Consider the following 21,327-nt stretch of genomic DNA (forward strand, 5'->3'; position numbering starts at 1 on the left):
GGAGCATCAAGGCTGGTTCCAGCAAAGTACGTGTCGCAGGCGCTTGAACGGGTCGCGCGCGCTCAGCTCCTCCTCAGACCGGCAGCCTCACCTCTGGGAAAACTGGTTCTCGACCGCCAGCAGCGACGCCACCGTTTCCCGATCGCGCTGGCGCTGCTGCAGAGTGCAGGCCAGCAGCCAATCCAGCGAGATCCGGCCGGCGCCGGCTACGGCCAGAACGAACATGCCGCCGGCGATCGCCAGATCCTTTTCGAAATTCAGCAGCTCGCTCTGGCTGGCGAAGTTGGTGTGGAACAGTGTGGCCGTTGCCAGGCAGAAGAGGCCGAGGCCGATCGCCCCCAGCCGCGTCAGCACGCCCGTTGCCACCGAGAGCCCTGCCCCCAGTTGCAACGCGATGGTGGCGACAAACAGCGGCAGACCGACGCCTTGCGCGGCCATCGCCTTGGCGGCGCCGTCGAAATGGGTGGCCAGTGTCACCCCCTCATGCAGGAAGATGAAGGACATGAGCAGGCGCCCGACAAGCAGGGTCAGATCCCTGACATAGAGTTTGATGGCGAGGGCGTGCAGCTTCTCTGCGCGTTCGTTCAGGGTCATGGTCAGCCTCCGATATTTTGACACCGTGCATGCGCCGCGCGAGGACGGCGCCTGCCGAATGTGATGCTTGAAAGGGCCGGAGCCGGCTCGAGGGAGAGGCGCCGGCTCCGGCAATGGGCGCCAGCCACGAGCGCCCGAACTTTGGTGGGTTAGCGCCAAGCCCCTCATCCGGGCGCTTCGCGGCCACCTCTCCCCAGCGGGGAGAAGAGAAAGGCGGCGCCTCCTCTCCCCGAGGGGGAGGTCGGATTGCCCCGAATTGCCCTTCGCAAGTGGGGGCAATCCGGGGGGAGAACTTACTTCGTCACCTTGGTATCGATGGCTTTCCGCAGGTCGGAAAGCTCGTCGCAGCCGGTCGGGCACAGTTTCTGCAGCGAGGCCAGTTGCTCATCGGCCTTGGCCATGTCGCCGGTTTCGACATAGAGCTCGCCCAGATATTCGCGGGCGGCCTTGTGGTCGGGTTTCAGCTCCAGTGCCTTGTTGTAGTAGGTCAGCGCGGTGGTGAAGTCGCCGGTCTTGCGCAGCGTGAAGCCGAGCAAATTGTAGACGTCGGCCTGCTGGTTGTCCTGCGCGAGGTCGCGCAGGTCCGCCAGCGCGCCCTTGTAATCCTTGGCGTCGATCTTGGCCTTGACGGCGGTGAGGTCGGGCGCGTCGGCGCCCTCGATGTCGTCGACCGCATAGGCTGGGATGATGGTTGCGACGGGAACCACGGTCAGCACGGCAATGGCGCCGAGCAGGCCGAACAGGGCGTGCTTGCCCAAAAAGGATTGTTTCATTGTCTGTCTCGCTTGGGTTGGGAGCTCGCGCTCAGATTTCGACAGGCGTGAAGCCGTAGGCATTGCCGTCCTTGACGAAGACGCCGGTGCCCGGGAACGGGAAGTGCGAACCGGAAATGCGGATGTTGTCCGCGATCACCCGGTCGATGATCTTGTGGCGCGTGGCGATCGCCGTCGGCCCGTCCTGGTCATAGGCGCCCTGCCATTCCGGATGCGGTGCGAGAAGCGCCGGCACATACATGGTGTCGGCCGAGATCATCAGTTGTTCCTTGCCGGAATTGGCGAGGTACACCGAATGGCCGGGCGTGTGGCCGGGGGCGGCGATGATCTGGATGCCGGGCGCGACCTCGGCGCCATCCTCGACCAGCTTCCAGTTCTTCCATTTCGGGAAGTTTTCGGCGATGCGCTTGCCCGCCGGCTTGCGGCCCTCGGGCAGCTTCGCCAGCCTGCTCGGGTCGGTCCACCAATTGTATTCGGTGGCGTTGACGATGAGCTCGGCATTGGGGAACACCGGCGTGTTGGTGCCCTTCTCCATGAGGCCCCAGACATGGTCGGGGTGGAAATGCGAGATCATGATGGTGTCGATCGCCTTGTAGTCGATTCCGGCGGCGGCCATGTTGGCCGGCAGGTGCGTGGCGTTGGCCTGCCACTGGCCGACGCCCGAGCCGGCATCCATCATGATCAGCCTGCCGCCCATCTTGAGCACGGCTACGGTGAGCGGAATGGGCATGAAGTCGGTCGTCAGCCCCGCCTTGGCGAGCGCTGCCTTGGTATCGTCGACCGAAACATCCTTGATGAAGGCCGGGTCGTGCGGCTTCTTCCAGATGCCGTCATAGACGGCGGTCACCTCGATATCGCCGACCGTGTATTTGTAGAAACCGACGGTGGGTTCCACCGGCGTCTGCGCGAAAGCGGGACGGGTGAATTCCAGCTTGCCGGCAAGGCCGAAGGCGGCAGCGGCGGCGGCGGATTGAAGCACTGTGCGGCGTGACATGCTGAACATGGTGATCTCCTCTGTTGAGTGGTGGCTAAGGCGAAAGGTCGAAGGGAATGACGGAGCGCCAAGCCCTGGCCCTCCGTCGCTGGTCGCGGATCGGATTGGCGCCGCCGGGATCGGGTGTCGACCCGTGAACTCAGTTGCCCCAGATGCCCTGGCCGGGTTCGTCCGCATCGGATTTGGTCGCCGGCCGGCTCGGCTTGGTCGTCACCTTGGTGTCGACGCCGTGAGGACCTGCCGTGTAGGGGATCGAGGCGGTGGCATTGGTGTCGACGGCGACGCCCGGCTGGTTGGGGGCATTGGCGTTGAAATGGTCGCTGCCGGCAAAGGCAGAAGTCGAGGCAAGCAACATCGCAGCCACGCTGAGAGCGAGCTTGGTCATTTCGGTAAATCCTTGTTTCGTTTTCTATGGGTCGCGGACCGCAAGATTGCCCCGCTTGCAGAGAAGACCCGCAAGGGCCGCGCTTTATTCCCGGGCGCTATGAGATTTTTCTGGAAGGGCTGAAACCGCAGAAAGCGGCCCTACGGAAAGCTGCCCAGACACAATTCAGAAACAAGATTCAACAGTTCGGAAAAACTGGCGAAAAGATCGGATGGCATAAGCATCCCTCAATGGCCGGAAATCTGGCCGCCGCACAAGCGCACGGACACAGGCGCACCGAATTGGGTAAGGGCAAATGCAACGAGGTTCGAACGGATCGATGGGTGGCCTGCCCGGCATGTCGCTCGCCGCCGGCAGCGCCCAGGCAATGCGCGCTCTCGCCCCACGCCCATGCTCCCGAAACTGTGAAGACAGGACGGTCGATTCCGTGATAACCGCCCGGCCAAAGAGGGTGCGGCCGGCGATCGCCGGTCTGAATTCCGGAATCTTCCGTTCTGGAAGCTTCAGTCATTCCCCCTCCATGAACAACGATCAAATTGCAGCGACGGCACAGCCGGCAATGCCCGCCGGCGCGGCGGCGTGACCGAGATGTGCCTGTAACGGCTTGCCAGGACGAGAAAGTTTGGAAATGGACCACGGTATCGATATCGCCGAACTGGACAGGGAAGCGGCAAGATCGGGCGCAGGACCCGAGACCAGCTCCGACAGCGTCGATGCACTTGCGGGAATTGCCTCCGGAGCACACGGCCAGGTCCTGGCGGGCGCCGATTTTGCCCGGGCGGGTCAACCGGACGAGCGACTCGACAAGGTCTTCGAGCAACTCGCCGAGACATTCGCCACGCTGCCGGCGGTGATCTCCGAGGGCCGCGCCTGGACCTATCGGGAGCTGGACAAGCGCGCCAATCAGTTCGCCCGTCTGCTGGTCAAGCGCGGCGTACGGCCGGGTCACCGTGTCGGGCTCATCCTCGACCGGTCCGCGGAAACCTATGTGGCCCTGCTCGCCGTGGTGAAGGCGGGTGCCGCCTTCGTGCCGCTGGCCACCGCCTTTCCGCAAGAGCGCATGGCGCTCATCATCGAAGACGCCAGCGTCAGCCTGGTCGTCACCATCGCCACCTACGCTTCGCGGGCCGACCAGCTGCCGGTTCCGCACCTGTTGATCGACAGCGCCGCCGCCGAAATATCAGCCCAGTCCGACGCGCCGCTGAAGCCGCACAAGACGCCGGCCCCCACTGCGGCAGAAGACATCTGTTACATCCTCTATACGTCCGGCACGACCGGCAGGCCGAAGGGCGTGGCCATCCGCCACCAGAGCTTCGTCAACTTCATCCGCGTCGCCGCCGCATCCTACGGCTACCGGCCGGGCGATCGCGTCTATCAGGGCATGACCATCGCCTTCGACTTTTCCTCCGAGGAAATCTGGGTGCCGTTCGTCGCCGGCGCGACGGTCGTGCCGGCACCAGGCCAGATGCCTCTCGTGGGCGAAGAGCTCGCCGATTTCCTGCGCCATCACGACATCACCTGCATGGCCTGCAGCCCGACGCTTCTGTCGTCCATGACATCGGACGTGCCCAGCCTGCGCACGCTGCTGGTCGGCGGCGAGGCCTGCCCGCACAATCTGGTGGTGCGCTGGTCGAAGCCCGGCCGGCAGATCCTCAACACCTATGGCCCGACCGAGGCGACCGTCACGGCAACCATGGGTGCATTGACGCCGGACCGGCCGGTGACGATCGGCGCGCCGCTGCCCACCTACTCGATCGTCATTCTCGACCCTTCGCTGCCGCGGCTCGCCAAACCTGGCGAACTGGGCGAGATCGGCATTGCCGGCATCGGGCTGGCGGTCGGCTATCTCAACCGGCCGGACCTGACCGAACAGAAATTCATCGCCGATTTCCTCGGCCTGCCGAACAACCCGTCGAAGCGCATCTACCGCACCGGCGACGTTGGCCGGATCAGTGACGCCGGCGAGATCGAGTATGCTGGGCGCATCGATACCCAGGTGAAGATCCGCGGCTATCGCATTGAACTCGGCGAGATCGAGGCCGTGCTGCTCGACCAGCCCGAGATCGCGCAGGCCGCCGTCACCACCTGGGAGATCGAGCCCGGCCGCGTCGAACTCGTTGCCTATTACGCGCCCAAGGTCGGCCAGCCGGCGCTCTCGCGCGCCGACATTGCCCAGACGATGAAGCGGCGGCTGCCCGACTACATGGTGCCCTCCTATCTGGAGGAACTGCCGGCAATCCCGATGACGGTCTCCAACAAGGTCGACCTTCGCCAGTTGCCCAAACCAACCAGCGTCCGGCTCTCGGCCGATCGCGCCATGGTGCCGCCCGGCAATGACGGCGAGCGTTTCCTGGCCGACGCGCTATGCGCCGTGCTGAAGTTCGACGACGTGTCCGTCGAGGACAATTTCTTCGACGATCTCGGCGCCAACTCGTTGCTGATGGCGCATTTTTGCGCGCGTGTGCGCACCCGCAAGGAATGGGCGACGACGTCGATGCGCGACATCTATCTCTATCCGACGGTGGCGCGCCTGGCCAAGCACCTGAGCGTGGCGGAAGAGATGACGACGGCCACCAACGAGCCCGTTCTCACCCGCCAGGCGTCCAATTTCGTCTACTGGACCTGCGGCGCGGCGCAGTTGCTGTTTTACGCGCTCTACAGCTACGTGGCGCTGTGGGCGATCAATGACGGCCTCAACTGGGTCTATGACACGCTCGACGACCCGCTGCAGCTTTACGTCAGGTGCGTGGTGCTCTCTGCCGGCGTGTTCTTCGGCATGTCGGGCTTCGCCATTGCCGCCAAATGGCTGCTGGTGGGCCGCTGGAAGGCGGAAGCGTTCCCGATCTGGGGCCTGCGCTACTATCGCTTCTGGGTGGTCAAAACCTTGATCCGCACGGCACCCGTCGTGCTGTTCCGCGGAAGCCCGCTCTACAGCCTCTACCTGCAGCTTCTGGGAACCAGGATCGGCAAGAACGTGGTCATCGAATCCCGGGCGGTGCCGGTGTGCACGGACCTGATTTCGATCGGCGACCGAACGATCCTGCGCAAGGAATCGCTGATCCTCGGCTATCGCGCCCAGGCCGGCTATATCCACACCGGGCCGCTGACCATCGGCCGCGACGCCTTCGTCGGCGTCGGCTGCACGCTCGACATCGACACCGCGATCGGCGACGGCGGCCAGCTCGGTCATTCCTCCTCGCTGCAGCACGGGCAAAGCATCCCCGACGGCGAACACTGGCATGGATCGCCCGCGGTGCCGACCACGGCGGACTATTGCAAGGTGCGCAACGTCAATCCTCCCCGCATCCGGCGCTTCCTCTACGAGGCCGTGCAGCTGATAGGCCTGTTTGCCATCGTCACCCCGCTGCCGCTTTTGTTCCACAGCTATTGGGAGAATGTCGGGGACGACTATCAGGAGACGATCGGCATTGTGGCGATCGGCACCACGGTCACGCTGTTCGGCTACATCGCCGCGGCCTTTTTCGCCGCCACGGTGGTGCCGCGCCTGTTCAGCCTGATCCTGAAACCCGGCCGTACCTACACGCTTTATGGCTTCCGCTACTGGCTGCAGACGGTTGCCGAGTTCTCGAGCAACTCCCGCGTGCTCGGGCTGCTGTTCGGTGACAGCTCGGCCATCGTCCATTACATGAGCGCCATCGGCTGGAACCTCAACAAGGTGGTGCAGACGGGCTCCAATTTCGGCTCCAACCAGCAGCACGAAAACCCGCTCCTGTGCGAGATCGGCACCCAGACCATGGTGTCGGACGGGCTTTTCATGATCAACATGCACAAGTCCGCTTCCGCGTTCCGGCTCGAGCCGACCCGGATCGGCGAGCGCAACTATCTCGGCAACAACATCTACTATCCGCCGGATGGACGCACGGGCGACAACGTCCTGCTCGGCACCAAGGTGATGGTCCCCATCGACGGGTCATTGCGCGAGAATGTCGGCCTTCTCGGCTCGCCGCCCTTTGAAATCCCGCGCATGGTGAACCGCGACAAGGAACTCATCGCCGGCATCGACGAGCAAGACCGACGCCAGCGCATCCCGCTCAAGAACCGTCACAACCTGGTGACGATCCTCCTGTTCATGGCGACGCAATGGATCATGCTGTTCGCCACGCTGGCGATCTGGGACCGGGCACTGAACTACTACACCGAATGGGCTGAGATCGCCCTCTTCGTGGCGGTGCTTTTGACCTCGGCGATCACCATTCCGTTCTACATCTTCGTCGAGCGGGCAAGCCTCGGTTTTCGCAAGCTGAAGCCGCAGATAACGACGATCTACGACGTCACATTCTGGCGCCACGAGCGCCACTGGAAGCTCGCGGATTCGCCTGTTGTGCGCCTGTTCGCCGGCACCCCGTTCCGGCCGATGATCCTGCGCATGCTTGGAGTCAAGGTGGGCAAGCGCGTCTATGACGGCGGCGCCAACCTGACCGAGCGTTCCCTCGTGGTGATCGGCGATGACGTCACGCTCAATGAAGGCTGCGTCATCCAGGCCCACTCGCTGGAAGAAGGTGCGTTCAAGTCCGACTTCATCCGTATCGGCGATGGCTGCACGCTCGGACCGTCCGCCTTTGTCCATTACGGCGTGGTGATGGGCAAGGGATCGATGGTCGATGCCGATTCCTTCGTGATGAAGGGCGAGGAGTTGGAGCCGAACTCGATCTGGCGCGGCAATCCGGCCAAGCTGCACCGGTTCGTCGAGCCGGTCATGGAAGACGGCTCCAGGGCGTCGTCCTGACGCTCGATCCCGATATCGTCGGAGGCCACATGGCAGAGCGATCCGGAAGCACCGTGGACATCCGGATCGGCCCGGTGACCCCAGCCAATCGCGCTTTGGTCACCGCATTGCAGCTGGCGCCGGAGCAGATCGATTTCGTCGCCAGCAACGCAGCCTCCCTGCGTGAGGCCAGATCCGATCGGGACGCGCGGCCACGCGCCGTCATGGCAGGCGACCAGATCGTCGGGTTCCTGATGTACGAGGCGCCGCGGGACGATGACGAGGCGCGCATCTACCGCTTCATGATCGACCGCGCCTGGCAAGGCCGGGGCTACGGCAAGGCCGCGTTGCGTGAAGTGCTGGAGGAAATCGGCGGGCTCGGCCACATCAGCCACGTGTCGATCTGCTACGAACCGGAGAACGAGGCGGCGCGGCAGCTTTATCGCAGTGCCGGTTTCGTCGAACAGGGGCTCGACGAGGACGGCGAAATGATCGCCGATCTCATTCTGCCAACCGGCGACCGATGACGCCGCCCGCCGATCCGTCCGAGGAAATCGCCCTGGCGCGCGCCATGGCCGCCATGGCTCCGGCCGGGGTCCGCACCGGTTGCCGGATCATCCGCGAAGGTGACGAGACCCATCTGTTGCCGGCGGAAGCAAGCTCCATCCCCGCTCGCCAGCCGTCCATGCGGCGGGCCAGCGGCGCGGCGCGATTGCTCGCGCACCGGCTGCTCGCGGATGGCGGCTTCGACGGTTTCGCCCTCTTGCGCACGCCGTCCGGTGCACCCGCATGGCCGAACGGGATAACGGGCTCGCTCGCGCATGACGACGACATGGCCGTAGCGGCGGTCGCGGCTGTTGCCGGCATTATCTCGCTCGGCATCGACGTCGAGCCGGCGCTGCCCCTGCCCGATGAGATTTTCTCGCTCGTGGCAATTCCCCAGGACCGGATCGACGCCGCCGACCGGCAGCTTGCCGGCCGCATCCTTTTCGCCGCCAAGGAAGCGGTCTACAAGGCCGCCTATCCGCTGGATCGCGAGGTGCTGGGCTATGAGGATATCGCCGTGGACCTCGAAACCGGCCACGCGACAACGAGGACCGGTCGCAAGGTCAGCCTCGCACACTGTATCGCCCCGCGCGTGGTCGTGCTGGCGTTTGTTGCCAGATAGGCGTTGGCCTATTCGCCAACCACCTCTCGATAGGCCCTCACCGCGCCATCCAGCCCACGTATGCGCCAGCTTTGCCCGTCCTGTTCCTCGACATGGCAAGGTCCGAGCGGCACTTTCCCTCCCCCGTCGGGCAGGTCGAGGACATAGACAGGGTTGCAGATGCCCGACAGGCGCGCGCGCAGCGCTTCCACCAGCGCCTGGCCTTGCGCGATCGTGGTGCGCCTGTGTGCCATGCCGCGTGCGAGATCGCCATGGTGGAGGTAGTAGGGTTTTATCCCCAGCCGGTACATCAGCTCGCGGCAGAGCTCTTCCAGCGCTTCGACCGTATCGTTGACGCCCTTCAGCAGAACGCTCTGGTTGAGCATCACGAAGCCGGCCTGTCGCAAGGCGCGGCAGGCCACTTCGGTGGCGTCGGTGATCTCGCGCGCGTGGTTGAAGTGGGTGACCACCGTCACCATAAGCCGGCCCTGCAGCGCCGCGACCAGCCCTGGCGTGATGCGCGACGGCAGTGCCACCGGCACGCGCGTGTGGAGGCGCAGCAATCGCACATGGGCGATGTCCTCGATGCGCGCTCGGATCTCGGCCAGTGCCTTGTCGGGCAGCGACAGCGGATCGCCGCCGGTCAGGATCACTTCGCGGATTTCGGGATGCTCCGATATATAGGCCAGCGCCGGCTCCAGCGCCTCGCGCGTATAACCACGACCGATCGACGTCAGCGATTCCTTGCGGAAGCAGAACCGGCAATAGACCGCGCATTGATAGGTCGGGAACAAAAGCACCCTATCGGCATGGCGATGCGTCAGCCGCGGCACCGGGCTGAATTCGTGATCGGCGATCGGGTCGCCAAGCTCACCCTCAGTCTTGTCCAATTCCCCAGGCGACGGGATCACCTGCGCCCGGATCGGATCGGCGGGATCGTTCCAGTCGATCAAGTCGAGATAGGCCTTTGGCGCCCGCACCTTGTGAAGCGCCGCGGCGGCTTGCGCGGCTTCGCGCTCGGCCGGCGAGAGCGGCAGGGAAGCGAGGTCGCGCACATGGCGCACGCCGGCGCGGACATCGTCCTGCCAGGCGGTGTCGGCGGCGCGGGTCGCATCTTTGAGATTGGGCATCGGCGTCTCGGCTGTTTGCGCGGACCTATCGGCCGGATGGACAGCGCGGTCAACCGCTGTCGCAACGCCAACCATATCCGCCGCCTTCACAACCTGTGCCCACCCGCGCCAGCCATCGCCACAAAAGCGCTTTCAATCGCCTCGAACCTCAGCTCCGGATAAAGCGTCCCGGCTTCCGGGGTGGCCGTCTCGAGCGCGGTCTCGCCGCGGATCCAGAATGCGCGCAGCAATCCAAGGCCGGGAACCGCCGCGATCAGCGCCTCCAGCTCCTCGGCGCTCATCTGCTTGACGCGGGGCGAACGGCCGCTCACTTGCCGCCACAGCTCGATCATTTCACCTTGGGTGATCTTGTTTTGCGCGATCCGTATCTCGCTGCGAACAGCATTGGCATCCTCCAGTGCGCGCATGGTGACCGCAGCGATATCCTTCTCGCTGACGAAGGTCGCCGGAACGTTGCCCTCGCCATAGAGCGTCACCTCGTCGGGCGGCAGCGGCGACGAGCCGAAGCGCGTCAGGTCGCCCAGCGTCGCCACCCAGGTCGAGAAGAAGCCGTTGGTGTAGATCACCGTATAGGGCAGGTCGGCCTCCCGGACCGCGTCGAAGACGGCCCGCTTGATGTCGAGCGGTTCGATCGAGCCGGGTGCGGCGGCGGCAAAGTCGAGGCCGAAGCCGGCGGACGGGACATAGCGGGAGATACCGGCATCCCTGATGGCGCGCACCAGCGTCATCTCGCTGGCCGACCCCACATGCACCGAGCTGACGACGCGGTCGACCTTGCCGACGGCGCGCACGAGGCTGTCATAGTCGTCGAGATCGCCGACATGCACCGTGGCGCCGAGATCCTTCAGCGGGCGCATCCGCGCTTCATTGGCCGACGTTGCCTGCCGGACCAAGACATGGAGGCTGTCGCCATTGCGCGCGCTGGCCTTGGCCATCTCGCTGCCGAGCAGTCCGGTCGCGCCGATGATCAGGGTGCTGGTCATATCGTCCTCCCATTGGCCAGAATTCCGTTAGCAAGGATGGAACCGTCCCAGTCGCGTTCGAGGCCGATGTCATGCAAACGGCGATCGGAAAGCCGGGAGATCCGGCGCAACGTGCGGCGGCGCTCGAACGCTGCCGCGCTTCGCATGGCAAGGCCGCTCATCGCGGCGCCGATGGGGCGAAGGGTCAAGGTCATAATCCGTCTCCTGTGTTTCACTGGGCGCAAGCCTGCCGATGTCGCCCGAGTGGGGCGAGCATGACGATTGCTCACACTTGTCTGGTCAATTCAGCGCATCGATGAACCGGAAAGCCGGTGTGGATGCTTGGTACGCCTGAATATTGGGCCATTAAGGGCTGGACGACAAGCGACTCTTTGTGCAGGATTTGTGAGTAACACTCACAGGTCGATCCGATGCCGCGCAGACTGCCGCCCCTCACCGCTTTGCCCGCCTTCGACGCGGCGGCCAGGCATTTGAGTTTCTCCAAGGCCGCGGAGGAGCTCAACCTCACCCATGGCGCGGTCAGCCGCGCCATCCGCAACATCGAGGACAGGCTGGGCATCCAGCTCTTCGATCGCGGCACACGCTCCGTGCGCCTTACGGGCGTCGGCGCGGCCTATGCGGCGGAGGTCGGCAAGGCGCTCGACCAGATCGCCGCCGCCACCATCGCCGCCACGCCCGACCGCTCGACGCGCATCCTCAATGTCAGCACGTCCGACGGTTTCGCCGGCCGCTGGCTGGTGCCGAGGCTGCATCGTTTCCATCGCGCCAATCCCGATATCGACGTGCGGCTGGCGACTTCGGGCGTGCTGGCCGATTTCGTCAGCGACGGCATCGACATATCCATCCGCTACGGCCGCGGCGGCTATACCGGGGTGACGGCGGAGTTCCTCGCCGATGAGGAGGTTTTCCCCGTCTGCAGCCCGGAACTGCAGCAAGGCGAGCATCCGCTGCGACAGCCGGACGATTTGAGGCACCACAAGCTGATCCACGACGCCTTTCGCATCGACTGGGCGACATGGCTTGAGCACGCCGGTGTCGAAGGCATCGACCCCACACGCGGCGTGCGCTTCGATTCCGCCACCTTCGCCGTCGAGGCCGCCGTGCATGGCGAAGGCGTACTGCTCGGCCGCAGCGCGCTGGTCTCGGCCGACCTCGCGGCAGGCCGGCTGGTCCGGCCCTTCGATCTCGCGCTGAAATCGGCGGCCAGCTACTACGTCGTCTATCCCGAAGGCGCGCTGCGCCAGAAAAAGATCAGGGCGTTCCGCGACTGGCTGTTCGCCGAAGTGGCGGCCGACTGGATTGGCGCGAAGAAGAGCGGCTGATCCGAGGAGCGCCCACCTGAATTCCCTCTCTTGCCGGCCAGCTATCGCCTTTCGCTCCGGCGCATCCAGTCAGTCCGACGGGCCGTCAGGCAGCTTGGGCATCACGATCCGTATGGGACGGCTCCCGATCGGCGTTCCGGTCCCGCGATCGATGCTGACTGGGTCGATTTCGGTTCCTGTCTCGGCGTCGAAGAACCGAGTGAAATTGCCACCGCCCCGGTGCTTGCTGCCCCAGGCGGCGAGCGAGAACAGCACCGGAAGCAAATCCCGACCGGCCTCGGTCAGCACATATTCATCCCGTGGCGGCCGCTCCGAATATCGCCGTTTCTCCAGCAGCCCTTCCTGCGTCAAGGTCGCCAACCGGCTGGTCAGCATCGTCGGAGCGATGCCGAGGTTCTTGCGGAATTCGTCGAAGCGGCTGAGCCCCGCATGGGCATCGCGCATGATCAGCATGCTCCACGTGTCGCCCACCGTGCCGAGGCTGCGGGCGATCAAACAGGGCTGGTTGGAAAGATTCTTCACGTCGATACCATTTTGATAGTGACTTACTATTAATTTGATAGTATCTGATCTCGCGAGGCCGTTCCACCGAAAAATGATGGTGACGGCCGGTCATCGCGCCGCTGGGAGTCCCAAATGAAATTCTATCTGTGCAAGTACATCCCGCCCCGTGCCGACTTTCTTGCATCCATGACCGGCGACGAGCGGGAATGGATGAGGCAGCATGGCGCCTTCTTGGACGAGTTGCTCGACCGCGGACTGATCGTCGCCCATGGTCCGGTGATGGATCCAGGCGGCGGCTATGGCTTGTCACTATACCGGATCGCCGACGACCAGGACATCCAGGCGATAACCTCACAAGACCCCATCGTGAGAAATGGCGCCGGCCATTACGAACATCACCCCATGCTTCATCTGAGCGTACACGGCTGACAAGTCCGTCGGCACAAAGCGTCATGATCATGCATCTCGAAGGATATTGAAATGAACAACAAAAATCGCGGCGTCGCCGTCGTCACCGGAGCAGCGGGCGGCATCGGGCTTGCGACAGCCAAAGCCCTTCAGTCGGCCGGCTACCGCGTCTTCGGCACGAGCCGGAAAGCCGCGACCGGGTCACCGCCCGGGATCACGATGCTGAGCTGCGACGTGACCGACGCAGACTCCGTCGCAAGCATGGTGTCGCAAGTGATAAGCCAGGCCGGGCGCATCGACCTGCTGGTCAACAATGCCGGCAATGCACTGATCGCGGGTGCGGAAGAATCGTCCGTCGAACAGGCAAAGACCCTTTTCGACGTCAACGTTTTCGGTCTCATCCGCGTCACAAACGAGGTGCTGCCGATCATGCGACGTCAGGGCGGCGGCCGGATCGTCAACATCAGCTCGGTTGTCGGCTTTGTCCCCAGCCCGTTCAGCGCGCTCTACACATCCACGAAACATGCCGTCGAGGGCTACTCCGAGTCGCTGGACCATGAGGTCCGCCCCTTCGGTATTCGCGTCCTGCTGGTCGAACCGGCCTTCACCCGTACGGCTCTCGATCACAATGCGACGAAGCCGGACAGGATGATGAGTGTCTATGACCAGGCGCGGGCAACGGCAACCGCGGTCTGGAACAGGGCGATCGAAACCGGCGATGCTCCCGAGGTCGTCGGCCAGGCGGTCGTCACCGCGGCCACCGCGACATCGCCGAAGCTGCGCTATCCCGCCAGCAAGCAGGCGCATCGCCTATACCTGCTGCGACGGTTTGTTCCCGCGCATGCCTTCGACAAAAGCCTCCGAAAACAGATGAACCTGCCGTCGTGACAAAGGCGCGTAGCCACTGTTCGGCGGCCAGTTTTGAGACGCCAGACATTCGCTGCTGCGGCCGACGATTTGACGCATCACAAGCCGATCCACGACGGTTCCGAGAGGGGAAATTGAGCCGGCGGAGTGGCGCCAAACCGCCTCTGGGCATCCCTGCCCGGTTTCAGGTGGCGCTCGACACTTTCGCGATCGCCGCCAGCACCAGCAGAGCCAGACAGCCAACAAGCGCCATCAGGCCCAGCGACCAGGAAATGCCGATATGGGCCATCGCCAATGCCAGGGCGAACGGCGCGACCGCCGAGACGATCAGGCGGGCGGACATGGCGCGTCCCTGCAGCCGGCCATAGCCTTCGCTGCCGAACAGCATCAGTGGCAGTGCCCCGGTGACGATGCTGAACAGCCCGTTGCCCATTCCGAAGACGACGGCGAACGCCATCGCGCCGGCGATCGAAGGCGCGGTGCCAAGCAGGATGACCACGCCCGCCGTCATCAGCACGGCCGAGATGATGGCGAGCCGCAGCGGCGGCAGGTTGATCCCGAAGACCATATTGATGAAACGGCTGAGCACCTGCGACGGCCCGAACAGCGTTCCAACGATGGCGGCGGCGGCACCCAGACCGAGCCCGGACAGCAGCGGCACCATATGGACCAGCACGGCGGCGCTGACCAGGTTCTGGAGCGAGAAAGCGACAACCATCAAGGCAAAGCCGAGCGGCCGCGCCGGGGCCGGCAGCGATCCCGCGACGTGCCGTGGCGGCTCGATCGCCGCGCGCCTGCTCCTGGCCAGCCCCTGCGATAGCCAGGCGTGCAGCGGTAGGCAGACCAGCAGGTTCAGCCCGGCAAAGACGAGGTAGACGTCTCGCCAAGGCAAATGCGCATGCATGGCCGATGTGATCGGCCAGAAGACTGTCGATGCGAAACCGGCGACGAGGGTGAGATAGGTTATGCTGCGCTGCGCGGCACGCGGCCGTATCTGGACCAGCAGCGCGAAGGCCGCGCCGTATTGGACAAGGTTCGATGCTGCCTCCAGCGCAATCAGCGCGCCGACGAAGGCTGGACCGTTGGGCGCATAGGCACAGGCGGCAAGCGCAGCGGCAGCAACGGCCGAGCCCGCGGTCATGATCCGTCCCGCGCCAAAACGGTCGATCCAGCCGCCGAGCAAGGGGGCGGTTAGCCCGCCGGCCAGCAGCGCGGCCGATAGCGCGCCGAATATCCATTCGGTTGGCCAGCCCATATCCTTCGCCATGTCGCCGGCAAGGATGCTGAAACTGTAGTAAAGCGTACCGTAGCCGATAATCTGGGTGATCCCGAGCGCGGCGACAGCCGCTATCGGGGCACGCTCCGCGGTTTCGGCTTTTGCAAGGCTTCCATCATTGCCCACCGCGGTCATGGCTCACCACCTCGCCGTCTTCCTTGGTGAACCGGCTCACCGGGTGGTCGAGCAGATCCAGCACAAGCTCGGACGGACGGCACAGCCGTGTCCCTCTCGGCGTTTCGACGATCGGCCGGTTGATCAGGATCGGATGCTCGAGCATGGCATCGAGCAGTTGGCCGTCGGACCATTTTGGATCGGCCAGGCCCAGTTCGGCATAGGGGGTGCCCTTTTCACGCAGCAGGGCGCGCACGGGAATTTCGAGCGTCGCTATCAGTTGCTCCAGCCGCGCACGTGGCGGCGGGTGTTTCAGATATTCGACGATGGTCGGCTCCTCGCCGCTCGCCCTGATCATGGCAAGCGTGTTGCGCGAGGTGCCGCAGTCCGGATTGTGGTAGATGGTGATCGTCATGGCCTGGCCTCGATGGGGAACGGTTGAACGTGCGGCTGCAGCAGCCATGTCGTCAGCGCCAGGGCAATGCCCGCGCCGGCCAGTTCGGCGGCGATGAAGCCCGGCAGGCTTGCCGGACTGATTCCGGAAAAACTGTCCGTCAGTGACCGTGCGGCCGCGACCGCCGGGTTGGCGAACGATGTCGATGCGGTGAACCAGTAGGCGGCGGTGATATAGAGGCCGACCAGCCAGGGGATGGCCGAGCGCTTGAAACGCAGGCCGGCGAGAATGACCGCCAGCAACCCGAAGGTCGCAATCCCTTCCGAAAGCCAGAGCGCGGGTCCCGTTCGGTCATGCGTCGACAGGGCGAGCGGCGAAAGCCCGAACATCAGGTGCGCGCCGACCGTGCCGGCGACGCCGCCCGAGAATTGGGCGAGCACATACCAGGCGCAGTCGCTCGCCGGCAGCCGGCGCGACAGCGCCAGGGCCATTGAAACGGCCGGATTGAAATGAGCGCCCGAGACCGGCCCCAGTATGGTGATGAGCACCACGAGGATTGCCCCCGTCGGCAAGGTGTTGCCAAGCAGCGCCAGCGCGCGATCGGTCGTCAGCGACTGCGCCATGATGCCGGAGCCGACCACCGTGGCCACCAGCAAGCCGGTGCCGAGAGCTTCCGCCGTGAGCCGGCGCGGCAAATCAAAACCGGCCGTGTCCCTGATGGAGGACGCGCCAGACACAGTGTGGCCGCCAGTCATCGGGCAGGCTCCCGCGTGTCGGCCGCACAGCAGCCCGGCAACACCGCCGGCGCGCAGATTTCCGGCCGGCCGGAGCAACAATCCTCCATCAGGAAGCGGATAAGACCGCTCAGCATGTCATACTCGGCGCTGTAGACCATGGAGCGGGAAGCGCGGCGCACGCTCACCAGCCCCGCGCGTTCAAGCTCCTTAAGGTGGAAGCTGACGTTGGACGCCGAAACCTCGACCTTTTCGGCGATCGCCCCGGCGGCGATGCCGTCGGGGCCGGCGATCACCAGATGGCGCAGCACGCGCAGCCGTGTTTCCTGCGACAGCGCCGCGAAGGCCGACAGGGCTTGACGTTCATTCATATTTCAACAATCCTATGAATATTGAAGCAAGGATTATCGCACATGCTCGCCTCTGACAATCGGGAATTTGATCCCGTGATCACGGCCGACCCGCGGGACATCACCATGGCCGGCTTGCTGGGCTTTCTGGCGGATCACAGGGAAAAGCCACTGGTGTTTTTCCATGAAGGCAGGCCAGTGTTGCCGGGCTACCATGTCACCGAGGTCAAGGCCGGCCGCTTCGACGCGCTCGACTGCGGCGGGAATCCGGAATCATGGTCGGAGATCTTCGTGCAGCTATGGGACGTCAATGAGGACCGCACCCATATGCCGGCTGGAAAATTCGCGGCGATCATCCGGAAAGTGACCGAGCATGTCGGTCTCGACCAGGCGGCCAAGCTGACCTTCGAGGTCAGCGACGGCGTGCGCCCGATGCAGCTCTACCGGGCCGCCCTGCCCCGGCTGGCCGACGGCGCCGTGCATGTCGCGCTTGCGCCACGGCCAGCGAGTTGCAAGCCGCACGACCGCTGGCTGGAGGAGGAAAAGAAGGCCAAGGCCTGCTGTGGCCCCTCCGCCGGGCCATGCTGCGGCTAACGGAGGGTGCTTTTGAGCATGTGAGTACCGGAAGCGCGGGCGTGAGCCATGTGCAGGCCGGCCGGACATCGGCAACCTTAGTCCTTGGCGCGAAAAGCGTCCGGCACCACGAACACTTCGTCGGCGCGGCCATAGCCGCCATCGGCGACTTCCTCCACAAGCACCATCGTGTAGGGCCGCACGCCCTCGCCGAAAAAGTCGACGAACATGGCGGTCGTGCGATGGATGAGGTCTTCTTTCTGTGCCTTGGAGAGCGCCGCCTGCGGCATCTTGATGTTGGCGAATGGCATGGTGTTTTCCTTGTCTTCTCAATCATTTGGGCTAGGTTTCGAATGGAACGGGAGGCAGACCGCCACAGCAGCAGCGGCCAGCCTCCTTCAGATCACGCCGCCATTGGCGCGGATGATTTGCCCGTTGACCCAGCCACTGTCCGGCCCTGCCAGGAACGAGACCACGCCGGCAATGTCGTCGGGCTGGCCGAGCCTGCCGAGCGGGATCATCTTGGCCGTGGCCTCGATCTGCGCCGCGCTCTTGCCATCGGTGAACAGCGCCGTCTCGACCGGTCCGGGCGCCACCGCGTTGACGGTGATGCCGCGCGCGCCAAGCTCCTTGGCCAAGATGTGCGTCATCGCCTCGACCGCCGCCTTGGTGGCGGCATAGACGCCGTAACCCGGCTGGTAGAGGCCGACCACGCTGCTCGAAAAATTGACGATGCGGCCGCCATCGCGAATGCGTTTTGCGCCTTCGCGCATGCCACGGAACACGCCGCCGAAATTGATCGCGACCTGGGTGTCGAAGAAGGCATCATCGGCCTGTACGATCGGCGAAAGCTTCATGATGCCGGCATTGTTGACCAGTATATCGATGCCTCCGAGCGCCTTCTCGCCGGCGTCGAAGAGGCTGGCGATACCGGCCGGAACCGCGATATCGGCTTGCACGGCGATCGCCTTGCCGCCATCGGCTTCGATGGCGCGCACCAGCGCCTCGGCCTCGGCCTGTCCCCGCGCGTAATTGACGACGACGGCGATGCCGTCGCGGGCCAGCCTCCGCGCGATCGCCGCGCCGATGCCCTTGGAGGCGCCGGTCACGATCGCCGCTTTGGTTTGGCCCGTGCTCGTTTGGCCTGAAGTCATGGAAGTCTCTCCTTCTTGTTGGTGAGACGGATATAGGCGGAGCCAGCTTCCGGACAATCAGCCTTGTCTTGACATCACTATTCGGAAATTGCGAACAAAGAGCATGGATCGCCTGGACACGATGCGACTCTTCGTTCGCGTGCTGGAGCGGCGCAGCTTCACCGCTGCCGCCGCCGATCTCGGCCTGCCGCGCTCGACCGCGACGGAAGCGGTCCGGCGGCTGGAAGAACATCTCGGCGCAAGGCTGCTCGAGCGCACCACGCGCCAGGTGAACGCCACGCAGGATGGCGAGGCCTATTACCGGCGCTGCCTGTCCATCCTGGCCGAGATCGAGGATGCCGAGGCCGCCTTCCGCAATGCCGAACCGTTCGGCCTGCTGCGCATCGACGCCAGCACGGTGCTCACCCGCACCTTCCTGTTGCCGCGCCTGCTGGAATTCCTCGCCCGCTTTCCTCGCATCGACCTGCAGATCGGACAGAGCGACCGGCTGGTCGACCTGGTGCGCGAGGGTGTCGACTGCGTCATCCGCGTCGGCGAGCCGCCGGACAGCGGCATGATCATGCGCCGCCTTGGCATGATCCGCGAGATGACCTGCGCCAGCCCCGCCTATCTCTCCCGCCACGGCACGCCCGCCTCCCCCGATGCGCTGGACGGCCACCAGGCGATCGGTTTCGTCTCCTCCCGCACCGGCGAAGTGCTGCCCTTCGAATTCACCGTCGGCGGCAAGACGCGCGAGGTCAGGCTGCCCGGCCGCGTCGCCGCCAACAATTCCGACACCGCCGCCGACCTCGCCCGGCTTGGCCTCGGCCTCATCCAGGCGCCGCGCTATCGCTTCGAGAAGGATTTGGCAGAGGGAACACTGGTCGAGGTGCTGGCCGAGTATCCGCCCTCGCCGACACCGCTGTCGGCGCTCTATCCGCAGAACCGGCAGCTTTCGCCGCGCCTGCGCGTCTTTCTCGACTGGGCGGCACGCATTTTCGCCGAGGCGAACTTGTAAGAGCAATTCCGGGAAAAGTGTGTAGCGGTTTTCCGTCCGGAACGCGTCAGCACAAAGGAACAGGCACTCGCCGTTGCCCATCGGCGCCATCTGATGTCAATGTCGCCGCGACAGCGCGCCATGGGGAGATGGCGCACCGCCAGGGAGGATTTTCATGACCAAGCAGCAAGCCGGCTTGCCGCGCTATGACGATGCCGTTGCAAGCTTTCGTATTGAGGATGAGATCGCTCGACTGCAGGGCGACCCCGCGACCGGAATCAACGCCTATGTCGAATGCTGCGGCCGGCACACCGGCGGAAACCGCCTGGCCCTGCGCGCCATCTCTGCCGGGGGCGAACTCAGCGAATTCAGCTTCGAGGATCTCGCCGACATGTCGGGCCGCGTCGGCACTCTGCTGAAGGAGTTGGGCGTCGGCCCCGGCGATGTCGTGGCCGGCATGCTGCCGCGCATCCCCGAACTGGTGGCGCTGATCCTCGGCGCCTGGCGCATCGGCGCGGTCTACCAGCCGCTGTTCACGGCCTTCGGCCCGAAGGCGATCGAACACCGGCTCGGCTACAGCGGCGCCAGGCTGGTGGTGACCAATCCGGCCAATCGCGGCAAGCTCGACGAGGTCGCGAACCCTCCGCAAATCGCCACCATCCTCGGTGCTGGCGACGCCCTGTCCCCGGGCGACATCGATTTCCGTGCCGCGCTTGCCGCCGCCTCACCCAACTGCGACCCGGTGATGCGCAAGGGCGAAGACCTGTTCATGATGATGTCGACCTCGGGCACCACCGGCCTGCCGAAGGGCGTGCCGGTGCCGCTCAACGCGCTGCTCGCCTTCGGCGCCTATATGCGCGACGCGATCGGCTTGCGCCCCGGCGACATCTTCTGGAACATCGCCGATCCGGGTTGGGCCTATGGCCTCTACTACGCCATCACGGGACCCCTGCTGCTCGGCATCGCCACGACCTTCAACGAGGGCGCCTTCACCGCCAAAAACACCTATGATGTCATCGAGCGGCTTGGCGTCACCAGCCTTGCCGGCTCGCCCACCGCCTTCCGCCTGCTGCTCGCCGAAGGTCCCGACGCCGCCGCGCGTGCAAAAGGCCGGCTGCGTGTGGTGAGCAGCGCCGGCGAGCCGCTCAACCCGGAAGTGATCCGCTGGTTCGACGCCCATCTCGCCGCACCCATCCACGACCATTACGGCCAGACCGAGAACGGCATGATGGTCAACAACCATCACGGCCTGGCGCACCCTGTCCGCGCCGGCTCGGCGGGCTTTGCCATGCCGGGCTATCGCATGGTGGTGCTGGACGAGGCCGGCAACGAGCTCGGCCCCAACCAGCCCGGCATCCTCGCCGTCGACATCGCCAACTCGCCGTTGCGCTGGTTCGACGGCTACCACCAGGCCGAAACGCCGGCCATATCGGGCGGCTACTACCGCACCGGTGACACGGTGGAATACGAGCCGGACGCCTCGGTCTCCTTCATCGGCCGCGCCGACGACGTCATCACCTCGTCAGGCTACCGCATCGGCCCCTTCGACGTCGAAAGCGCGCTGATCGAACATCCCGCCGTCAACGAGGCGGCGGTGGTCGGCGTACCCGACCCGCAGCGCACCGAGATCGTCAAGGCCTTCGTCATCCTGGCGCCCGCCTACGAGGGCAGCCCGGAACTCGCCGAAGAATTGGCGCAGCATGTCCGCAAACGCCTCTCGGCCCATGCCTATCCGCGCGAGATCGACTTCGTCGGGGAATTGCCGAAGACCCCTAGCGGCAAGATCCAACGGTTCTTGTTGCGCAAGGCTGAGGTGGAGAAAAGGAACGGGTGAAGGGCGGCGGGAAGATTGGAGTCGGTCCTGCGCCAATTGCTGAGACCTGCGCATTGGAGGCAAAGTTGAGTGCGGGCGATAGGCGCCAC

General features: G+C 64.8%; 23 protein-coding genes. 9 read left to right on the forward strand and 14 right to left on the reverse strand.

The window, feature by feature from the left end:
- Positions 1-87: 87 nt before the first annotated feature.
- From LB516_RS15085 to LB516_RS15100, 4 genes are all read right to left on the reverse strand, one after another.
- A complete protein-coding gene (locus tag LB516_RS15085; RefSeq protein ID WP_140725199.1) occupies positions 88-594 on the reverse strand; it encodes a DoxX family protein in 507 nt (168 codons plus the stop codon).
- A gap of 293 nt (positions 595-887) precedes the next feature.
- Positions 888-1,367, reverse strand: a complete 480-nt coding sequence (locus LB516_RS15090) for a tetratricopeptide repeat protein (RefSeq protein WP_140617977.1) — start codon at positions 1,365-1,367, stop codon at positions 888-890.
- A 31-nt stretch (positions 1,368-1,398) separates the two neighbouring features.
- Complete coding sequence (locus LB516_RS15095; RefSeq protein ID WP_140663398.1) at positions 1,399-2,370, reverse strand: MBL fold metallo-hydrolase; 972 nt, start codon at positions 2,368-2,370, stop codon at positions 1,399-1,401.
- Between the two features lie 130 nt (positions 2,371-2,500).
- Complete coding sequence (locus LB516_RS15100) at positions 2,501-2,746, reverse strand: DUF680 domain-containing protein (protein ID WP_224719856.1); 246 nt, start codon at positions 2,744-2,746, stop codon at positions 2,501-2,503.
- Between the two features lie 628 nt (positions 2,747-3,374).
- Between LB516_RS15100 and LB516_RS15105 the strand changes: the two genes are divergently transcribed.
- From LB516_RS15105 to LB516_RS15115, 3 genes are read left to right on the forward strand one after another with little or no spacing between them, the layout of a single operon-like run.
- The gene (locus tag LB516_RS15105; protein ID WP_181166448.1) at positions 3,375-7,493 is read left to right on the forward strand and encodes a Pls/PosA family non-ribosomal peptide synthetase; all 4,119 of its coding nucleotides are present in this window, start codon (positions 3,375-3,377) and stop codon (positions 7,491-7,493) included.
- A gap of 29 nt (positions 7,494-7,522) precedes the next feature.
- Positions 7,523-7,999: a GNAT family N-acetyltransferase gene (locus LB516_RS15110; RefSeq protein ID WP_224683837.1), complete on the forward strand. Its 477-nt coding sequence runs from the start codon at positions 7,523-7,525 to the stop codon at positions 7,997-7,999.
- Positions 7,996-8,640 carry a 4'-phosphopantetheinyl transferase gene (locus LB516_RS15115; protein ID WP_224719857.1) on the forward strand — a complete coding sequence of 215 codons (645 nt, stop codon included), beginning with the start codon at positions 7,996-7,998 and terminating at the stop codon, positions 8,638-8,640. Before LB516_RS15110 ends, LB516_RS15115 begins: the two co-directional genes overlap by 4 nt.
- Before the next feature lie 8 nt (positions 8,641-8,648).
- On the opposite strand, the gene LB516_RS15120 is transcribed toward LB516_RS15115, so the two are convergent.
- From LB516_RS15120 to LB516_RS15130, 3 genes are all read right to left on the reverse strand, one after another.
- Entirely contained in the window at positions 8,649-9,749 is a 1,101-nt protein-coding gene (locus LB516_RS15120) for a KamA family radical SAM protein (protein WP_224719858.1), read from the reverse strand.
- Between the two features lie 86 nt (positions 9,750-9,835).
- The gene (locus tag LB516_RS15125; RefSeq protein WP_224719859.1) at positions 9,836-10,732 is read right to left on the reverse strand and encodes an NmrA family NAD(P)-binding protein; all 897 of its coding nucleotides are present in this window, start codon (positions 10,730-10,732) and stop codon (positions 9,836-9,838) included.
- Positions 10,729-10,926: a DUF1127 domain-containing protein gene (locus LB516_RS15130; protein ID WP_140663408.1), complete on the reverse strand. Its 198-nt coding sequence runs from the start codon at positions 10,924-10,926 to the stop codon at positions 10,729-10,731. Before LB516_RS15130 ends, LB516_RS15125 begins: the two co-directional genes overlap by 4 nt.
- 216 nt (positions 10,927-11,142) lie before the next feature.
- Here LB516_RS15130 and LB516_RS15135 point away from each other — a divergent pair, with 216 nt between their 5' ends.
- Positions 11,143-12,054 (forward strand): transcriptional regulator GcvA, encoded by a 912-nt coding sequence (locus tag LB516_RS15135; protein ID WP_224642916.1) that lies wholly within the window; start codon positions 11,143-11,145, stop codon positions 12,052-12,054.
- 69 nt (positions 12,055-12,123) lie between these two features.
- On the opposite strand, the gene LB516_RS15140 is transcribed toward LB516_RS15135, so the two are convergent.
- The gene (locus LB516_RS15140; protein ID WP_140876400.1) at positions 12,124-12,576 is read right to left on the reverse strand and encodes a winged helix-turn-helix transcriptional regulator; all 453 of its coding nucleotides are present in this window, start codon (positions 12,574-12,576) and stop codon (positions 12,124-12,126) included.
- A gap of 114 nt (positions 12,577-12,690) precedes the next feature.
- On the opposite strand from LB516_RS15140, the gene LB516_RS15145 reads away from it, so the two are divergent.
- Together LB516_RS15145 and LB516_RS15150 are read left to right on the forward strand one after the other, a co-directional pair.
- Positions 12,691-12,987 (forward strand): YciI family protein, encoded by a 297-nt coding sequence (locus tag LB516_RS15145; protein ID WP_015316901.1) that lies wholly within the window; start codon positions 12,691-12,693, stop codon positions 12,985-12,987.
- A 51-nt stretch (positions 12,988-13,038) separates the two neighbouring features.
- Positions 13,039-13,854 (forward strand): oxidoreductase, encoded by an 816-nt coding sequence (locus LB516_RS15150; RefSeq protein WP_224719860.1) that lies wholly within the window; start codon positions 13,039-13,041, stop codon positions 13,852-13,854.
- 163 nt (positions 13,855-14,017) lie between these two features.
- Here the strand turns inward: LB516_RS15150 and arsK are convergent, their stop codons facing one another.
- From arsK to LB516_RS15170, 4 genes are read right to left on the reverse strand one after another with little or no spacing between them, the layout of a single operon-like run.
- Entirely contained in the window at positions 14,018-15,244 is a 1,227-nt protein-coding gene (gene arsK, locus LB516_RS15155) for an arsenite efflux MFS transporter ArsK (RefSeq protein WP_224719861.1), read from the reverse strand.
- Entirely contained in the window at positions 15,225-15,638 is a 414-nt protein-coding gene (gene arsC / locus LB516_RS15160; RefSeq protein WP_140617965.1) for an arsenate reductase (glutaredoxin), read from the reverse strand. The genes arsK and arsC overlap by 20 nt, the downstream gene beginning before the upstream one ends.
- Entirely contained in the window at positions 15,635-16,372 is a 738-nt protein-coding gene (locus LB516_RS15165; protein WP_224719862.1) for an aquaporin, read from the reverse strand. The genes arsC and LB516_RS15165 overlap by 4 nt, the downstream gene beginning before the upstream one ends.
- Complete coding sequence (locus LB516_RS15170) at positions 16,369-16,722, reverse strand: ArsR/SmtB family transcription factor (RefSeq protein ID WP_224719863.1); 354 nt, start codon at positions 16,720-16,722, stop codon at positions 16,369-16,371. The genes LB516_RS15165 and LB516_RS15170 overlap by 4 nt, the downstream gene beginning before the upstream one ends.
- 42 nt (positions 16,723-16,764) lie before the next feature.
- Here LB516_RS15170 and LB516_RS15175 point away from each other — a divergent pair, with 42 nt between their 5' ends.
- Complete coding sequence (locus LB516_RS15175) at positions 16,765-17,295, forward strand: DUF6428 family protein (RefSeq protein ID WP_411969393.1); 531 nt, start codon at positions 16,765-16,767, stop codon at positions 17,293-17,295.
- A gap of 77 nt (positions 17,296-17,372) precedes the next feature.
- Here the strand turns inward: LB516_RS15175 and LB516_RS15180 are convergent, their stop codons facing one another.
- On the reverse strand, positions 17,373-17,585 hold the full coding sequence (locus LB516_RS15180) for a tautomerase family protein (RefSeq protein WP_015316894.1): 213 nt from the start codon (positions 17,583-17,585) through the stop codon (positions 17,373-17,375).
- 87 nt (positions 17,586-17,672) lie between these two features.
- Positions 17,673-18,428, reverse strand: a complete 756-nt coding sequence (locus LB516_RS15185; protein WP_224583882.1) for an SDR family oxidoreductase — start codon at positions 18,426-18,428, stop codon at positions 17,673-17,675.
- Positions 18,429-18,531: 103 nt separating this feature from the next.
- Between LB516_RS15185 and LB516_RS15190 the strand changes: the two genes are divergently transcribed.
- Together LB516_RS15190 and LB516_RS15195 are read left to right on the forward strand one after the other, a co-directional pair.
- Positions 18,532-19,425: a LysR family transcriptional regulator gene (locus LB516_RS15190; RefSeq protein ID WP_224719864.1), complete on the forward strand. Its 894-nt coding sequence runs from the start codon at positions 18,532-18,534 to the stop codon at positions 19,423-19,425.
- A 154-nt stretch (positions 19,426-19,579) separates the two neighbouring features.
- The gene (locus tag LB516_RS15195) at positions 19,580-21,238 is read left to right on the forward strand and encodes an acyl-CoA synthetase (protein WP_224719865.1); all 1,659 of its coding nucleotides are present in this window, start codon (positions 19,580-19,582) and stop codon (positions 21,236-21,238) included.
- Positions 21,239-21,327: the final 89 nt, after the last annotated feature.

It is taken from the genome of Mesorhizobium sp. CO1-1-7 (genome assembly GCF_020164885.1).
Lineage (GTDB): Bacteria > Pseudomonadota > Alphaproteobacteria > Rhizobiales > Rhizobiaceae > Mesorhizobium > Mesorhizobium australicum.

What these genes read in the sequence shown, in the direction of transcription:
- LB516_RS15105 (WP_181166448.1), top strand. Translation starts at nt 3,375, where the DNA reads ATGGACCACGGTATCGATATCGCCGAACTGGACAGGGAAGCGGCAAGA.
- arsC (WP_140617965.1), bottom strand. Translation starts at nt 15,638, where the DNA reads ATGACGATCACCATCTACCACAATCCGGACTGCGGCACCTCGCGCAAC.
- LB516_RS15175 (WP_411969393.1), top strand. Translation starts at nt 16,765, where the DNA reads ATGCTCGCCTCTGACAATCGGGAATTTGATCCCGTGATCACGGCCGAC.
- LB516_RS15180 (WP_015316894.1), bottom strand. Translation starts at nt 17,585, where the DNA reads ATGCCATTCGCCAACATCAAGATGCCGCAGGCGGCGCTCTCCAAGGCA.
- LB516_RS15115 (WP_224719857.1), top strand. Translation starts at nt 7,996, where the DNA reads ATGACGCCGCCCGCCGATCCGTCCGAGGAAATCGCCCTGGCGCGCGCC.
- LB516_RS15110 (WP_224683837.1), top strand. Translation starts at nt 7,523, where the DNA reads ATGGCAGAGCGATCCGGAAGCACCGTGGACATCCGGATCGGCCCGGTG.
- arsK (WP_224719861.1), bottom strand. Translation starts at nt 15,244, where the DNA reads ATGACCGCGGTGGGCAATGATGGAAGCCTTGCAAAAGCCGAAACCGCG.
- LB516_RS15130 (WP_140663408.1), bottom strand. Translation starts at nt 10,926, where the DNA reads ATGACCTTGACCCTTCGCCCCATCGGCGCCGCGATGAGCGGCCTTGCC.
- LB516_RS15150 (WP_224719860.1), top strand. Translation starts at nt 13,039, where the DNA reads ATGAACAACAAAAATCGCGGCGTCGCCGTCGTCACCGGAGCAGCGGGC.
- LB516_RS15165 (WP_224719862.1), bottom strand. Translation starts at nt 16,372, where the DNA reads ATGACTGGCGGCCACACTGTGTCTGGCGCGTCCTCCATCAGGGACACG.
- LB516_RS15195 (WP_224719865.1), top strand. Translation starts at nt 19,580, where the DNA reads ATGACCAAGCAGCAAGCCGGCTTGCCGCGCTATGACGATGCCGTTGCA.
- LB516_RS15135 (WP_224642916.1), top strand. Translation starts at nt 11,143, where the DNA reads ATGCCGCGCAGACTGCCGCCCCTCACCGCTTTGCCCGCCTTCGACGCG.
- LB516_RS15125 (WP_224719859.1), bottom strand. Translation starts at nt 10,732, where the DNA reads ATGACCAGCACCCTGATCATCGGCGCGACCGGACTGCTCGGCAGCGAG.
- LB516_RS15100 (WP_224719856.1), bottom strand. Translation starts at nt 2,746, where the DNA reads ATGACCAAGCTCGCTCTCAGCGTGGCTGCGATGTTGCTTGCCTCGACT.
- LB516_RS15085 (WP_140725199.1), bottom strand. Translation starts at nt 594, where the DNA reads ATGACCCTGAACGAACGCGCAGAGAAGCTGCACGCCCTCGCCATCAAA.
- LB516_RS15170 (WP_224719863.1), bottom strand. Translation starts at nt 16,722, where the DNA reads ATGAATGAACGTCAAGCCCTGTCGGCCTTCGCGGCGCTGTCGCAGGAA.
- LB516_RS15120 (WP_224719858.1), bottom strand. Translation starts at nt 9,749, where the DNA reads ATGCCCAATCTCAAAGATGCGACCCGCGCCGCCGACACCGCCTGGCAG.
- LB516_RS15095 (WP_140663398.1), bottom strand. Translation starts at nt 2,370, where the DNA reads ATGTTCAGCATGTCACGCCGCACAGTGCTTCAATCCGCCGCCGCCGCT.
- LB516_RS15145 (WP_015316901.1), top strand. Translation starts at nt 12,691, where the DNA reads ATGAAATTCTATCTGTGCAAGTACATCCCGCCCCGTGCCGACTTTCTT.
- LB516_RS15190 (WP_224719864.1), top strand. Translation starts at nt 18,532, where the DNA reads ATGGATCGCCTGGACACGATGCGACTCTTCGTTCGCGTGCTGGAGCGG.
- LB516_RS15185 (WP_224583882.1), bottom strand. Translation starts at nt 18,428, where the DNA reads ATGACTTCAGGCCAAACGAGCACGGGCCAAACCAAAGCGGCGATCGTG.
- LB516_RS15090 (WP_140617977.1), bottom strand. Translation starts at nt 1,367, where the DNA reads ATGAAACAATCCTTTTTGGGCAAGCACGCCCTGTTCGGCCTGCTCGGC.